Annotated in this window: 13 protein-coding genes; 6 read left to right on the top strand and 7 right to left on the bottom strand. The window is 74.8% G+C overall.

The annotated features are described in order from the left end of the window. Positions 1-88: 88 nt before the first annotated feature. On the bottom strand, positions 89-655 hold the full coding sequence (locus ACFXPX_RS21695) for a CGNR zinc finger domain-containing protein (protein WP_375891903.1): 567 nt from the start codon (positions 653-655) through the stop codon (positions 89-91). 259 nt (positions 656-914) lie between these two features. Here ACFXPX_RS21695 and ACFXPX_RS21700 point away from each other — a divergent pair, with 259 nt between their 5' ends. The 5 genes from ACFXPX_RS21700 to ACFXPX_RS21720 all read left to right on the top strand — a co-directional run bounded on the left by ACFXPX_RS21700 (position 915) and on the right by ACFXPX_RS21720 (position 7,245). Next, positions 915-3,086: a protease pro-enzyme activation domain-containing protein gene (locus tag ACFXPX_RS21700; protein ID WP_380642827.1), complete on the top strand. Its 2,172-nt coding sequence runs from the start codon at positions 915-917 to the stop codon at positions 3,084-3,086. A gap of 300 nt (positions 3,087-3,386) precedes the next feature. After that, on the top strand, positions 3,387-4,412 hold the full coding sequence (locus tag ACFXPX_RS21705; protein ID WP_375891899.1) for an XRE family transcriptional regulator: 1,026 nt from the start codon (positions 3,387-3,389) through the stop codon (positions 4,410-4,412). Between the two features lie 190 nt (positions 4,413-4,602). Further along, a complete protein-coding gene (locus ACFXPX_RS21710; protein WP_380592967.1) occupies positions 4,603-5,073 on the top strand; it encodes a VOC family protein in 471 nt (156 codons plus the stop codon). Between the two features lie 8 nt (positions 5,074-5,081). Continuing rightward, positions 5,082-5,993: a pyridoxamine 5'-phosphate oxidase family protein gene (locus ACFXPX_RS21715; protein ID WP_380642829.1), complete on the top strand. Its 912-nt coding sequence runs from the start codon at positions 5,082-5,084 to the stop codon at positions 5,991-5,993. 184 nt (positions 5,994-6,177) lie between these two features. Continuing rightward, a complete protein-coding gene (locus tag ACFXPX_RS21720) occupies positions 6,178-7,245 on the top strand; it encodes a peptidoglycan-binding protein (protein ID WP_380532289.1) in 1,068 nt (355 codons plus the stop codon). Positions 7,246-7,282: 37 nt separating this feature from the next. On the opposite strand, the gene ACFXPX_RS21725 is transcribed toward ACFXPX_RS21720, so the two are convergent. Both ACFXPX_RS21725 and ACFXPX_RS21730 read right to left on the bottom strand, forming a co-directional pair. Next, on the bottom strand, positions 7,283-8,026 hold the full coding sequence (locus ACFXPX_RS21725) for a TrmH family RNA methyltransferase (RefSeq protein WP_380642831.1): 744 nt from the start codon (positions 8,024-8,026) through the stop codon (positions 7,283-7,285). A 5-nt stretch (positions 8,027-8,031) separates the two neighbouring features. Then, complete coding sequence (locus tag ACFXPX_RS21730) at positions 8,032-8,667, bottom strand: TetR family transcriptional regulator (protein ID WP_375891891.1); 636 nt, start codon at positions 8,665-8,667, stop codon at positions 8,032-8,034. 99 nt (positions 8,668-8,766) lie between these two features. Here ACFXPX_RS21730 and ACFXPX_RS21735 point away from each other — a divergent pair, with 99 nt between their 5' ends. After that, positions 8,767-9,426 carry a hypothetical protein gene (locus ACFXPX_RS21735; protein WP_380642833.1) on the top strand — a complete coding sequence of 220 codons (660 nt, stop codon included), beginning with the start codon at positions 8,767-8,769 and terminating at the stop codon, positions 9,424-9,426. Positions 9,427-9,501: 75 nt separating this feature from the next. Here ACFXPX_RS21735 and ACFXPX_RS21740 read toward each other — a convergent pair whose 3' ends face one another. The 4 genes from ACFXPX_RS21740 to ACFXPX_RS21755 form a co-directional block, all read right to left on the bottom strand. After that, positions 9,502-11,643 (bottom strand): FUSC family protein, encoded by a 2,142-nt coding sequence (locus tag ACFXPX_RS21740; RefSeq protein WP_375891888.1) that lies wholly within the window; start codon positions 11,641-11,643, stop codon positions 9,502-9,504. A 9-nt stretch (positions 11,644-11,652) separates the two neighbouring features. After that, a complete protein-coding gene (locus ACFXPX_RS21745; RefSeq protein ID WP_380642858.1) occupies positions 11,653-12,936 on the bottom strand; it encodes an HTTM domain-containing protein in 1,284 nt (427 codons plus the stop codon). A 32-nt stretch (positions 12,937-12,968) separates the two neighbouring features. Next, positions 12,969-13,628 (bottom strand): DUF5819 family protein, encoded by a 660-nt coding sequence (locus ACFXPX_RS21750; RefSeq protein ID WP_380642835.1) that lies wholly within the window; start codon positions 13,626-13,628, stop codon positions 12,969-12,971. Between the two features lie 102 nt (positions 13,629-13,730). Continuing rightward, on the bottom strand, positions 13,731-14,951 hold the full coding sequence (locus ACFXPX_RS21755; protein ID WP_375891884.1) for a rhodanese-like domain-containing protein: 1,221 nt from the start codon (positions 14,949-14,951) through the stop codon (positions 13,731-13,733). Between the last annotated feature and the right edge of the window lie 169 nt (positions 14,952-15,120).

A 15,120-nucleotide genomic window follows, 5' to 3' on the forward strand; every position in this document is an offset into this window, starting at 1 on the left:
GTACGTCCAGTACGAGGCCGACTCGGGCGCACGCCCAGCCGGGCGCCCAACGCCGCGCGCTGATCTGCCAAGATCCGCCGGACAGGCCCTAACCCCGCGCCTTCACGTAGTGCCGCGCCGCCTTCGCCCGGTTCCCGCAGACCGCCATCCGGCACCACCGCCGGCGCCCGTTCTGCGAGGCGTCGAAGAAATGCAGAATGCACGCCTCGTGTGCGCACTGCTTCACCCGGTGGGCGCCCTGTCCGAGCAGCGCGAGGAAGTCGTCGGCCGCCAGCCAGGGTGCCAGCCACTCCGGCCGGTCGGCCTCGACCCGCTCCTCGGCCCCGCCCGGCCCGGCCGTCCGCCGGATCCGTCCGTGCGCCAGCACCGCGTCCAGCCCGGCCCGCGCCCGCTCGCCCAACTCGCCCCGCTCGCGGGCGTCCTGGGCCGCGAGCAGGACCGCCTCGCGGGTCTGCCGGATCGCCGCCAGTCCGGCCGCGTCGGCCGGGCAGCGCTCGGTCAGCCCGTTGGAGGAGAGCCAGATCCCGTACTGCTCCACGTCGGTGAGCGCGTCGTTGACGGGCGTTCCGGACCAGCGGGTGTTGAGCAGGTCGAGGGCGAGCGGCTCGCCGGTCAGCGGTCGGTGGTCCCTCGGGTCCGGCATCAGGTCAGTCATCGCTCTCCCTCGGCTCGGCCCGATTCTACGTCCGCTCCCGCACCGGGAATTGGTGTGGACCGTTCCCGGAACAGCGGCCATTCACTGTATGGAACGCCCGGATTTCCGGCCCTCCACAGTTGACTGTTTTTTAGCAACGAATTGCCGGACCATGATCCACCGCACCGATCCGCTCTGACATGTTCTAGCCAGCGTTCCTGAACCCCTCGGGACGCCTTGCCCCTTGCCGGCTCCCCACAGCCGGCCGGAGGAGGATCCGTTGCGTCACCGTTCCCTCGCCATCGCCGCGGCGATAGCCGTCCTGCCGCTGACCGCCGTCTCCCTCGGCGTCGCCACCGCACAGGCCGCCACCCCGCACGCCGCCCCGCGCGTCGCCCTGCCGAACACCGTGAACCCCGCGGTGGCCCACTCGGAGAAGAAGGGTGACGTCCCGGCCGAGCAGCAGATCTCGGTGGCCGTCAGCCTCAAGCTGCGCGACTCCGCCGGGCTGGACCGCTTCCTCGCCGCCGTCGCCACCCCCGGCACCCCGGAGTACGGCACGTACCTGACGCCGGAGCAGTTCAGCGCGCGGTACGCGCCCACCCAGCAGGCCGTCGACCAGGTCAAGGCCTACCTGACCGCCCAGGGCCTGACCGTCGGCGACGTCAGCGCCAACCGCCAGGTGGTCAACGCCCACGGCACCGCCGCGCAGGTCTCGCAGGCCTTCGGCACCCACGAGAGCTCGTACCTCGACCCGCAGCAGCAGCGCACCTTCTTCGCCAACGACGGCGCCGCCTCGATCCCCGCCGAACTGGCCTCCGTGGTCCAGGGCCTGAGCGGCCTGGACAACCACGCGGTGCGCAAGGGCCGGATCGCCGCCCCGCACTCGGTGACCCCGAACGCCGCCACCGCCACCCCGAAGGGCATGGCCCCGGCCCAGTACCGGGGCGCGTACAACCTGGACAGGACCGGCGCCGACGGCACCGGCACCACGGTCGCCCTCTGGGAGTTCGACGGCTACAAGTCCTCGGACCTGACCACCTACGACTCCCAGTACGGCCTGACCGGCCCGGCCGTCACCACCGTTCCGGTGGACGGCGCGAACTACGACTCCTCGCCCGGCCAGGGCGAGGGCGAGGTCGAGCTGGACAGCGAGATCGTCCGCGGCGCGGCCCCCAAGGCCACCCAGCTGCTCTACGAGGCCCCGAACAGCGACCAGGGCGAGATCGACATGGCCAACAAGATCGTGGCCGACAACAAGGTCTCGGTCATCTCGATCTCCTGGGGCACCTGCGAGCCGGACACCACCGCCTCCTCGATGACCGCCGTCGACAACGCCTTCAAGCAGGCCGCCGCCCAGGGCATCTCGGTCTTCTCCGCCTCCGGCGACGACGGCTCCAAGGACTGCACCCGCTCCGCCAGCGGCGCGAGCGTCACCTCGGTCGACTTCCCGGCCTCCAGCCCGCACCAGACCGGCGTCGGCGGCACCAACCTCCAGGTCACCGGTGGCAACGGCTACTCCTCGGAGAGCGCCTGGAGCACCGCCGGCGGCGGCGTCTCCACCGTGTTCGGCAAGCCGAGCTGGCAGACCGGCACCGGCATCGGCGGCACCATGCGCACCGTCCCGGACGTCGCCTCCAACGCCGACCCGCAGAGCGGCTTCGCGATCTACACCGGCGGCGGCTGGAACATCTACGGCGGCACCAGCGCGGCCGCGCCGCTGTGGGCCGGCTACGCCGCCCAGGTCAACCAGAAGGCCAAGGCCGCCGGGCAGCCCGCCCTCGGCGAGGCGAACCCCAAGCTGTACGCGGTCGCCAACAGCAGCAGCTACGGCAGCACCTTCCACGACGTGACCACCGGCGCCAACCAGGACTTCTCGGCCGGCACCGGCTACGACCAGGTCACCGGCTGGGGCACCCCGGTCGCCGACGCCCTGACCACCGCCCTGCTCGGCGGCGGCAGCACCGGCGGCACCACCCCGCCGACCGGCGGGGGCTGCACCGCCGCCCAGCTGATCGGCAACGGCGGCTTCGAGACCGGCACCGCCGCCCCGTGGAGCACCTCCTCGGGCGTCGTCGACAACGGCACCTCCGAGCCGGCCCACTCCGGCAGCTGGAAGGCCTGGCTGGACGGCTACGGCAGCGCCCACACCGACACCCTGTCGCAGACCGTCACCGTCCCGGCCGGCTGCGCCTCGGCGACCCTCACCTTCGCGCTGCACATCGACACCGCGGAGACCGGCTCCACCCCGTACGACACGCTGACCCTCCAGGCGAACGGCACCACCGTGAAGACCTGGTCCAACGTGGACGCGGCCGCCGGCTACGTGCAGCAGACCGTGGACCTGACCTCCTTCGCCGGCCGTAGCGTGACCCTCAAGTTCACCGGCACCGAGGACGGCTCCAACCAGACCAGCTTCGTGATCGACGACGTCGCCCTGAACGTCAAGTGATCACCGGCCGGTAGCACCACGTAGACCCCCGCCGGGGCGGCGCCGTCAGGGCCCGCCCCGGCGGTGTCCGTTTGCGCCCGGTTCCGCACCGTTCCCGACGTCGCGTTCCGGCCGTGTTTCCGAACTGTTTCAAGATCGCTAACCATCCGGTCCACCTGCTGTGACCACTGTCATCCGCACGACTGATGACGTAGCCTCTCGACGGTGCATAGGGTTCCCCAAAGCTCGGTGAAGCCGCTCACAGCGCGCCCCGGCGCCGGTCCGGTGCCACCGAATCCACCTGGTGGGGAGGTTCACCGCATGGCCGCACAGCAGCCTCAGGACGCCGCGCGGCTGCGGCTGGTCGGATCGCGTACGGAGCGCCCCGACCCGCCCGTCCAGGCGCCCGCCCCGACCCCGGGGCCCCCGGCGCCGTCCGCCGGCCGACCGGCCCCGGCCGGCGGCTTCGCGGACGCCCTGCACCTGGCGATCGAGGCCAGCGGCCTCAGCCTGGACCGGATCCGCGCCGCACTCGCCCAACGCGGCGTCAGGGTCAGTGTCACAACGCTCAGTTACTGGCGCCGCGGCCGCAGCCAGCCCGAACGGGCCAGCTCGCTGCGCGCCGTCCACCTGCTGGAGGAACTGCTCGGCCTGCCGCACAGCGCGCTCTCCTCACTGCTCGGCCCGCCCCGCCCGCGCGGCCGCTGGGCCGCCGCCGCCAACACCCTCCACCTCGGGCTGGAGGACGTCTGGCCGGGCGAGCAGGAGATCGCCGAGATCTTCGCCGAACTGGACGCCCCGCCGGCCGGCGAGCTGGAGCGGCTCAGCATCCACGACTCGTACTACGTGGACGCCGAGCGGCGCGCCAACCTGCTGCGGATGCGCCAGGTGGTGCGCGCCACCGTCGGCGGCGTCGGCCGCTGCCTGGTCGTGCACAAGGCCGACGAGGAGGCCACCGGCTGCCCGGAGATCACCTCGGTGCGGCACGGCCGGCTGGGCCGGGTCCGCCGCCGCCCGGAGGTCGGCCTGACCGTCGCCGAGCTGATGCTGGACCGCCCGCTCGGGCTCGGCGACAGCACGGTCTTCGAGTACGAGGTGGAGATCCCGCCCGGCGGCCCGACCATGGAGTACAGCCGCCGCTTCGCCACCACGGTGCGCGAGTACGTGCTCCAGGTGCACTTCGACCCGGCGGCCGTCCCGGTGCACTGCGAGCGCTACGACCGCGAGCCGGGCGCGGACGTCGACCACCGCCGCGAGCAACTGTGGATCGGCGCCTCGGCGAGCGCCCACGTCCTGGCCCCGGACCAGCAGCCCGGCCACATCGGCATCCGCTGGGAATGGCCCTAGGCACCACCGCACCACCGAAGCCCACCGGAGCCCCGTCGGACCACCAGGTCCGGCGGGGCTTCCGCGTCCCCTCCCGGAAACCTGACCCCTTCAAGCCGCTCCATCGGTTGACGCTCCATCATCTAACCCATAACCTCATTAGTACCGGTTAGGCAGTCGCCCCGCCGGAACCCACCGGGAGGGACCAGGCATGTCCGGCACCACCGCACTCCGCACCCTGCAGACCGGCCACGTGGGCCTCAACGTCACCGACCTCGACCGCTCGGTCGACTTCTACCGGACCGTCCTCGGCCTCGAACTCACCCACCGGGGCACCGACCCCGAACGCCGCTACGCCCTGCTCGGCCGCGACGGCCGCCTGGTGGTCACCCTCTGGCAGCAGAGCACCGGCACCTTCCCCACCACCACCCCCGGCCTGCACCACCTCTCCTTCGAGGTGGCGGACCTCGACGAGGTCCGCGCCACCGAGGAACTGCTGCGCACCCTGGGCGCCGAGTTCGCCTACGACGGCGTCGTCCCGCACAGCGAGGGCTCCGCCTCCGGCGGCGTCTTCTTCACGGACCCGGACGGCATCCGGCTGGAGGTCTACACCCGCACCGGGCTGGCCGACACCGCCGCCGAGGCCCCCCACGCCGACGCCCCGACCTGCGGCTTCTTCTAGGCAACGGGATGACCGCCACCAGCACCCCCTACCACCCCGGCGAGCGCAGGGCCCAGGCCCGCGCCGGAGTGACCGAGCGGGCCGACCACGCGGGCCGGTCGATCCGCAGCACCGTCCCGGCCGTGGCCGCCCGCTTCCTCACCGAGCGCCGGACGCTGGTGGTCGGCGCCGCCGACCAGGACGGCCGGGTCTGGGCCACCCAGCTGTCCGGCCCGGCCGGCTTCCTGCGGGCCCCGGACGAGCACACCGTGACGATCGCCGCCCACCCGTCCGAGGCCGACCCGCTGGCCGCGGCCCTGGCCCGCCCCGCCCAGCTCGGCACCATCGCCCTGGACCCGGCCGGCCGCCGCCGGATGCGGCTCAACGGCCGTTCGGTGCCGGACGGCCGGGGCGGGCTGGTGGTCCGTGCCGAGGAGGTGGTGTCCAACTGCCCGAAGTACATCCAGCGCCGCAGCCCGCTGGACCGCCCGGGCGCGGGCACGCCCCGCACGGTCGCCGACGGGCCGGTCCTGACCACGGCCCAGCGGCTGACCGCGGCCACCGCCGACACCTTCTTCATCGCCACCTGTGGACCCGACGGCCGGGTGGACGCCTCGCACCGCGGCGGCTTCCCCGGCTTCCTGGAGGCGGTGGCGCCGGACACCGTCCGCTGGCCCGAGTACCGCGGCAACAGCATGTTCCTGACCCTCGGGAACCTGGAGCTGGACCCGCGGGCCGGACTGCTGCTGCCCGACTGGGAGACCGGCGGGGCCCTGCTGATCACCGGCGAGGCCCGCACCGACTGGTCCGAGGAGGCCCGGCGGGCCGCCCCCGGCGCCGAGCGTATGGTCGAACTGACCGTCACCGGGGTCCGGGAGATCGCCGACGCCACCCCGCTGACCTGGACCGATCCCGAGTACTCGCCCGCCAACCCGCACTGACCACGGGTCAGTTCCGTACGGGCCCCCGACCGAAGGCCGGGGGAGGGTCCTCACCCGTCCGGCGCAATCCGCCGCGCCGCACCCCGCCCGCTCTGGGACCTTTGGTTCCCGATGACACGCGGTCGGACCGGGACGAGCACTCCCGTCCCGCCGTCAGGCGCGCCGACCAGGAAAGAGGCGGGGCATGACCCTCACCGACGGCCCCTCACCGCTGATGGAGTTCACCGAGGTCGACCCCGAGGAGGACTGCATATGCGGCGGCTGCAACGCCCGCCGCCGCGCCCGGCTGCACGCCGCCCCGGTCCACGAGGGCGGGCACGCCGCGGCCCGCAGCACCCGCCGCCGGGCCGCCGTCCTGGTGGCCGCCGTCGGCACCGCGATAGGCGGCGGCACCGCCGCCGCGGCACCCGCCCCCGGCCCCACCCCGGGCGGCAGCAGCACCGCCCAGCCCCCGCGGACCCCGCAGGGCGAGGTCAGCGGCCTCTACGGCCAGGACCCCGGCGCCCGCTCCGCCGCCCCGCAGCCCGCCGCCCAGCCCGTCACCCGGGCCCGGATCATCCAGCGCGCCCAGGCCTGGGTCGACCAGGCCGTGCCGTACGGCATGGGCCGCTACTGGTCGGACGGCTACCGCCAGGACTGCTCCGGCTTCGTCTCGATGGCCTGGGGCCTCGGCAGCAGCCAGACCACCTGGACCCTGCCGAACTTCGCCGAACGGATCGACCGCAACGACCTCCAGCCCGGCGACGCGCTGATCTACAACAACCCGGCCAACCCCCAGGCCGGCTCGCACGTGACGATCTTCGGCGGCTGGACGGACTCCTCCCGCACCCGGTACGTCGCCTACGAGCAGACCTCCCCGGGCACCAGGAAGCGCTCCACCCCGTACGCCTACTGGAACAACTCCGGCTCCTACCTCCCGTACCGCTACACCGGCCTGTCCGGCGGCAGCAGCGACGGCACCGGCAGCACCGACGCCTTCCCCGGCGCGCAGGAGTTCGGCCCCGGCGCGGACAACGGCTACGTCACCAGGCTCGGGCAGCTGCTGGCGCAGCGCGGCGGCGCCCGCTTCTACGCCGAGGGCCCCGGCCCCCGCTGGGGCGAGGCCGACCGCAGGGCCACCCAGGCCTTCCAACTCGCCCAGGGCTGGCGCGGCGGCGAGGCCGACGGCATCCCGGGCAAGGACACCTGGGACTTCCTGGTCCACCACAAGGGCCACGACATCGACGCCGGCACCCCGCCGCCGTCCCCCTGAGGCCCCCGCGGTCGCGGCACCGCCCGGGCGCCGCGCCTCAGCACCGGCCCGACATCCAGTGGAACAGCCCCATCGCCACGCTGGTCGCCAGGTTGAAGCTGGACACCCCCGCCTGCATCGGCACCGCGACCAGCCGGTCGGCCCGCTCCTTGAGCTCCGCCGACACCCCGTGCCGCTCGGTGCCGAAGGCGAGCAGCGCGTCGTCCGGGAACGGCAGGTCCCGGATGTCCGTGCCCTCCGGGTCCAGCACGTACAACGGCCCGGCCGGCAGCTCCGGCAGGTCCACCCGCTCCACCGCGGTGGCGAAGTGCAGTCCCGCGCTCCCGCGCAGCACCGTCGGGTGCCAGGGGTCCAACTCGCCCGTGGTCACCACCCCGGTCGCCCCGAACCCGGCCGCCAGCCGGATCACCGCCCCGACGTTCCCCAGGTTCCGCGGATTCTCCAGCACGACCACCGGCGCCCGCCGCGGCAGCCGCCCCAACGCCTCCCGGTTCGCGGCCACCGACGGCCGCGCCGCCAACCCGACCACCCCGGTCGGATGCAGCCGCGGCGCCAGCCCCCGCAGCCGCTCCTCGGCCACCTCCACCGCCAGCGCGTCCAGCGCCGGGACCACGTCCGGCGCCAACTCCCCGGCCAGTGCCAGCAGGGCCCCCCGGTCGGCCGTCAGCACCCGCCGGACCTCGCCCCCGAACCGCAGCGCGTGCTTCAGCGGGTGGAACCCGTCCAGCAGCACCGCGCCCCGCTCGGCCGCCCGCCAGTCCCGCACCAGCTCGTCGTCCATGCCGCTCACTCTCCCACCCCCGGCTCCCCGGGCCGCCCGGCGGCCGCGATCACCTCGTCGAACCCGAGCGGCACCCCCACCGGGCCGCCCTCGGCGGCCAACCCGGCCAACGCGAGATCCAGATGCCGGTGCACCAACGCCCCGTCCGCGTCCAGCGCGGCCAACGCCCCCGGCAGCGGCCGGGAGACCCGGACGCAGAGCAGCACCAGATCCCCCATCCCCACGTCCGCCCGGATCTTGCCGGCGTCCCGGGCAGCCCGCAGCAGTCCCTCCACCGCCGTCACCGCACCCCGCCGGGCGGCCACCAACTCCCCGTCCACCACCAGCCGTTCGAGCAGCACCACGATCGCCGCCCCCATCCGCAGATCGGCGGCCGCGTGCACGAACCGGCGCAGCGCCCGGTACGGATCGTCCTCCGCCCGCCGCGCCTCCTCCGCCGCCCCGGTGAGCCGGCCCAGCAGATCGGTGACCAGTGCCCGCACCAAGGCCTCCCGGTCGGGGAAACGCCGGTAGAGCGTGCCCGGCCCGACGCCCGCCCGCCGGACCACCGCGTCCAACGGGGCGTCCGGCCCGCGCTCCAGGAACACCTCGCAGGCGGCGTCCAGGATCCTGCGCCGGCTGCGTTCCGCGTCGGCCCTCATCCACCACTCCCTAACCGGAGAACTTCTCTCCCCCTATGCTAGCGTCCAGCCAACCGGAGAAAAACTCTCCGCCTATCGCCCTCCCCGAGGAGCGCCACCATGCCCACCACCACCCCCCTCACCGTCCACACCGCACTCGACGGCGTCCCCCAGCCCCGCGAAGCCGTCCTCGCCTGGGAGCTCGACCGCGCCCGCGCCGCCCTGCACCTGCTCAAGCAGCGCCTCGGCGACGACCGGATGCGCGAACTCCTCACCCCCTACACCGCCGAGGCCGACGCCGCCCTCACCACCTGGGCCCACGCCTCCCGGGGCCGCTGGCGCACCGCCGTCACCGAACTCACCGCCACCGGCATCGACGCCACCCGGTTCCTCGCCTGGTGGCAGGGCCGCCTCCGGGCCGGCGACCGCACCGCCCTGCTCGCCGCCAACCCCGAGCACTACCTCGCCGACTCCACCGCCGACCGCGTCGAGATCATCGAAACCCTCGGCACCACCCCGACCCGCTTCTTCCTCCGCTTCCACGACGACGTCCCCGTCCCCACCACCTTCCCCACCCACATCGCCGGCACCGGCACCCTCGCCGACGGCACCGAGATCCTCCGCGTCCTCCACGAGTTCGCCGACACCCCCGCCGGCCTCCGGATCCGCCTCACCGTCCAGTTCCCCGAGGCCGCCCCCGACCACCTCCCCACCGGCCACCAGTGGCACTTCGCCTGCGAGTTCACCAACTGGCTCCGCGCCGCCCACACCGCCGCCTGACCCCGGACCCCGAGCGGGCGCGCAGGGCCGGAGCCCGCGCGCCCGCACGAGGAAACCCACCCCGCCCCCGGCCCCCTACCGCTTCTCCTTCTCCGAACTCCCCCGCAGATTCTCCGAACTCCCCCGCAGAGCCCGCTCCAGATCCCGCAGGGCCACCCCCACCAACCGGGTCCCGGCCCGCACCACGTCCCCCTGCACCCCCGCCCCCGCTCCCTCCCCCAGGCCCTCCTCCAACCGCACCTGCGCCTGTCGCACCGCCCCGAACTCCACCGCCCGCCCCGTCAGCAACGCCCCCGCCGCCAAGGCCGTCGCCAACCGCAGCTCCTCCGCGTACTCCGCCGCCCCCGGCACGGGCTCCGCGTCGGCCGCCGGCAGATGGGCCTCCAGCAGCACCGCCGCCCGCCCCAGGTGCCCCACCGCGGCCCGCGCCCGGTCGATCTGGCGCCGGGTCACCCCGCTGAGCCCCGACTCGTGCCGCCCCGGCTCCGCATCGGCCCGCTGCATCGCCTGCAACAGCTCCGACCGCGCCTCCCGCGAGTCCAGCAGCGCCGCCCGCACCGCCCGCCCCCGCGGCGCCGCCGGATCCTCGTAGCAGTCGACCACCGCCGCCGCGTACCGTCCGGCCGCCGCCAGCCATTCGGCGAGCCGCTCCCCGAGCCGCGCGGTCTGCCAGGTCGGGAACAGCGCGTACGTCAGCAGCGCCAGCGACCCCCCGAGCAGCGTCAGTCCGACCCGCTCGAAGGCCGTGACCAGCGGATCCCCGGCCTGCAGCCCGAGCAGGAACACCACGTACGAGGAGATCCCGACCGTCGTCAGCGCGTACCCCGTCCGGAACGCCAGGTACGCCCCGCCGATGCACAGCACCGCCAGCGAGGCCAGCACCCACTCCCCGGGATGGGCCAACTGCACCACCAGCGTCGAAACGGCGACCCCGACCACCGTCCCCGCCAGCCGGGCGACCCCCCGGCTGTAGGTCTGGGCGAAGTCGGGCCGCATCACCATGGCCGCGGTCATCGGCGCCCAGTACCCGTGGTGGAACCCGGCCAGCCGGGCCAGCAGGTAGGCGGCGGTGACCACCCCGGCGAGCCGGACGGCGTGCTGGAAGATCGCCGACCGCGGCCGCAGCTGCCGCCGTACGGCCCGCAGCGCGACCGGCAGCATCCGCGAGATCGACGGCTTGTGCAGCGCCCCGCCGGCGCCGACCACGGGCGTGGTGATGGTGTCCTCGTCGTTGCGGTCCAGGGTGTCCGCGGCCTTGCGCAGCAGCCCGCCGAGCCGCCGGGCAGAGCGCCGGGCCGCCCCCTGCAACTGCGCCCCCTGGTCCGGCCGGACCAGGGTCAGCGCGGGCGCCGACCGGGGGAGCCGGACGGGGTCGCCGGTGCGGACGGCCCGGGCGAGGGCGTCCATCACCTCGGCGGCGGCGGCCAGCACCTCCCGGGCCCGGTCGCGTTCCGGCCCCTCCTCGGGGGCGCCGACCTTGGGGTCGGCGAGCGCGGCGAGGGTGGGGCGGATGCGCTCGGCGATGCCGCGCAGGCCGCGCAGTTCGGGCGGCCGGTGGCGGTCCTGCCAGGGGGTGACGGCGGAGGCGTGCCGGGCGGTCATGAACGGTTCCGGGTCCACGTGCGCGGTCGGGTCCTGGCGCAACCGGCGCGCGTAGTCGGCGAGTTCGGCGAAGGTGTCGGCGAGCGCGGCCCGTTGGGCGCTCCAACTGCCGATCGGCCACAGGGTGATGACGACGGCCTGGGCGACGCCGCCGAGCGCGGCGACCAGTCCGTGGCCGAGCGCGGCGGCCGCGCTGACCGGGAGTTGGACCACGATCAGCATCACCGAGAGGGTGTTCGCGGTGACCACTCCGGCGGTGGGGCCGATCGCCCAGGCGAGTCCCGCGCCGAAGGCCCACACCGCGAGCAGCACCGGGAACAGCCCGTACACCCCGGCGGCGAGGTAGCCGAGGAAGGTGCTGATCCCGAGCCCGACGCCGGCCGCGACGGCCAGACTGGCGCGGGGCCGGAAGCTGCGCTGGAAGGTGGCCGAACCGGCGATGAACGCGCCCATCGCGGCCGAGGTGGCGAGCCCGACCCCGCCGAGGGCGAGCGTGGGGAAGAGCACCAGCGCCACGGCGACCGCCCCGCGCAGCGCGCGCTTGGGATCGGTGAGCGCCCGGTCGAGGGTGAGTCCGGTCCGCGCGGTGTCACGAAGGGCGGCGAACCAGGACATACCGCCATCCTAGGCTGCCGTCGGCCCCGACCTCCGCCACCGCTGCCCGAGCCGCCCCAGCCGCGCCGCCGCCCACAGCAGGGCCCCCGTCGGCAGGAACACCGCGTCCGCCGCGACCATCGCGAGCGAGAACACCGGCAGCCCGAGCACCACCGCGATCCCCAGGTGTTCCAGCATCAGGACCGCCAGCAGCGCGTTCTTGACCCGCCGGTTGAGCAGCGTGAACGGGAACGCGACCTGGAGGACCACCGTGCCGTACGAGATCAGGAAGACCGGCAGCAGTGCCGAGCCGACCAGCGCCGACAGCCCCGGCCAGGGCGCGAAGTAGTCCAGGTGCAGCGGGTAGTACAGGGCCGTGCCGTCCTGCCAGCGCGAGCCCTGCACCTTGTACCAGCCGGCCGTGGCGTAGACCAGCACCACCTCGGTGGCGATGACCAGCATCGCGCAGTTGTGCACCATGTTCGCCAGCGCGTCGAGCACGGCCCGCGGCTCGCCCGCCGGCCGCAGCCGGCCGAGCGTCCACCAGATCCCGGAGACCGCCCAGAGCCCCCAGAACAGCGGCGCCCAGCCGAGGTACGGGAAGGCCGGCCCGGTCCAGGTGAGGCTGTCCCCGGAGAAGTCGCCGGCCTGACAGACGGCCAGCACCGCGCCGAGCAGGGCCCAGAGCACCACCCCGCCCCGCCCGGGCCGGGCCCGGCGCGCGTCCAGCGACCAGACCTCGGCGCAGCGGGTGAAGACCAGGTAGACGGCCATCAGGTGGACGACGTTGTCGCCGCCGTCGCCGAGCAGGACGTCGCGGTTCTGCAGCGACAGCACGGTGACCAGGAACAGGACGGTGCTCGCCCTGGTCCGCCAGCCCAGCAGCACCGCCAGGGCGGCCAGCAGGGCCAGGTGGTAGACCAGTTCGAACCAGAGCCGCCCGCCGAACCAGGGCAGCACGGTGAACGCCCCGTCGTCGGCCAGCAGCCGCTGGGCGAGCTCCATCGACCAGGGCGAGCGGTCGCCGTACAGCACCCGCCGGTTGGGCCACTCGCGCAGCAGGTAGGCGAGCCAGACCAGCCCGAAGCCGATCCGCACCGCCGCGGCCTGGTGCCGTCCGAGCGCCCGCCCGGTGAAGGCCTCCATCGCCCGCCCGAGGGCGGCGACCGGCCGGCGCGGCGCCGCGCCGGGCCCGGGGCCCGCCGGGGCGACGGACGGTCCGCCCTGCCGCGGCACGCCGTCCAGCAGCGGCACGCCGTCCAGCGGCCGCGGCTCCACCGGCCCGCCCGCCACGGTCGGCGCCGCAGGGTCCACGCCCAACGCCACGGGCTCCACCGCCCCCTCGTTCACCCCAGCCCCCGGTAGTCCTCGTCCCCGACCGGCCACCACGGCAGCTCCCGCACCCTGGGCGCGGGCGGCGCGGCCTCACCGCTCCAGGACGGCGGCGGCACGGTCGCCGTGGTCGCCCGGAACTGGATCTCCAGCACCCGCTCGCCGTCCACCTCCCGGCCGATCCGCTGCAACGCGATCCGCTTGAGGTACTGCTCGGCGAGCCGGCCGCGCGAGTTGGTCGGCTTCCCGTCCTGGGCGTCGTGGGAACCGTCGTAGAAGTCCCAGGCCCGGCGCAGCAGGTTCTGGTCGACGTGGCTGGGCGCCGGGTTGCCCCGGATCGCCGCGATGTCCTGCGCGGTCAGCCCGGTCCAGTCATGGGTGCGGGTGGCGCCGCCGTCCGCGACGGTGCGCACCCGGGCGTCCACGCCGACGTTCTGCTGCAAAGGGTTGGGGGCGAACAGCTTCCAGTTCTGCTCGAACTCCGGGTAGACGATCCCGTCGACCTCGTCCCGGTACTGCCGGGACAGCGTGTTGGCGGGGGCGACGTGCAGGAACACCGCGGCGAGGAACAGCCCGGTGCCGCTGACCAGCACCGCGGCGGCCAGGCCGAGGACGAGCTGCGCGGGCGTCGACCAGACCCTCCCCGGGGCGGCCCGGTCCGTGCTGCCCGTCATGGCCTCCCCGCCCGGTCGGCGCGCCGCCGGCCGGTACCGGCGCGTCGCGCGCCCATCCTGCCCTACCCGTCCCCGGGCGGGCACCGCGAGGTTCCGGAGGTCCTACAGGACGAAGGCGGCCTGGCCGGTGCTGCTGACCATCGGACGGCCGGCGCCCTCCCAGGCGTACATCCCGCCGTCCACGTTCACCGCTTCCCGGCCCTGCTGCACCAGGTACTGGACGACCTGCGCGGAGCGGCCGCCGACCCGGCAGAGCACGTACAGCTTCTCCTCCGGCAGCTCGCCGATCCGGGCGATCACCTCGCCGATCGGGATGTGCAGCGCGCCGTCCACGTGGCCGGCGTCCCACTCGTCCTGCTCGCGCACGTCCAGCAGGGCGGCATCGGCCGGCACGGAGGCGGCGTCGGTGGAGGGGATCTGCGCGAACATCGTGGGGCTCTCCTGGGCTCGGTGCGGGTCGGTGGAGTCGGTGGGGCCGGTGCCATTGTCGCCCACCGCCGTCGGCCGGTGGGCCGGATCCGGGGTTCCGAGCAGCCGCTCCAGCTCGGCCTGCTGTGCGGCGGCCTTGGCGAGCAGCTCCTCGGCGAGCTGCTCCAGCAGCCGGTCCGGGTCCTGCGGGGCGAGGGCGAGCAGCTGGCCCATCGGGGTCTGCTCCAGCCGGACCTGCTCGGTGGCGGTCTCGGTGATCTTGGCGGTCAGCCAGTCCAGCCGGCGGCGCAGCCAGCCCAGCCGGTCGGGGGAGTCGACGGCGGGCGCGGCCTCCGGCGCGGTGGACCACTCGGCGGCGAGGCCCTCCAGCACGGCGGCGTCCCCGTAGGCGTAGGCCTCGTTCACCCGGACCAGGAAGTCCGCCCGGCGCTGCTGCTCGCCGGGGTCGGTGGTGAGGTCGGGGTGGGCGCGGCGGACCAGCTCGCGGTAGATCCGCTGGGCCTCCTTCCCGGGCCGCACCCGGGCGGGCGCGGCGGGCGGCGGCGGGACGGCCTCCTCCGCGCCCTCCGCGGACTTCTCCCGTACGGAGTCGAACAGCGCGTCCAGGTCCGGCAGCTCCTCGACCCGCTGCCGGGCCTCGGTGGCCCGCCGCCGGTCCTCCGGGTCCCCGGTGCGGGCCGCGACGGCCTCGGCGACCAGCGCGTCGAGCTCGTCCAGCCGGGCGTAGAGCGGGCCGAGCAGCTGGTGGTGGATCAGGGCGAAGTTGTCGATCTCGACCCGCAGCGTCTGGACGTCCACGTCCATGCTGAGCCAGGCCAGCTCGGCGGCGGCGACCCGCTCCTCCAGCTCCTGCTGCTCCGGGTCCGTCCAGCGGGCGGGGCTCTGCGCGGTCACGATCTCGCCTCTGTCTCGTCCGTCCGGCCGGCTTCCTGCGGAGCCGCCGCGCGGGCGGCCCGGCCTGCCACCCTACCGCCGCGTTCCGGGCCGCCGTCCGGGTGAAGCGGGCGTGCGGACCGGCGCGCGGCACGTGACACGCAACCGATCCTGATGAATCTCCCCGTTT

It is taken from the genome of Kitasatospora sp. NPDC059146 (assembly GCF_042786665.1).
Lineage (GTDB): Bacteria > Actinomycetota > Actinomycetes > Streptomycetales > Streptomycetaceae > Kitasatospora.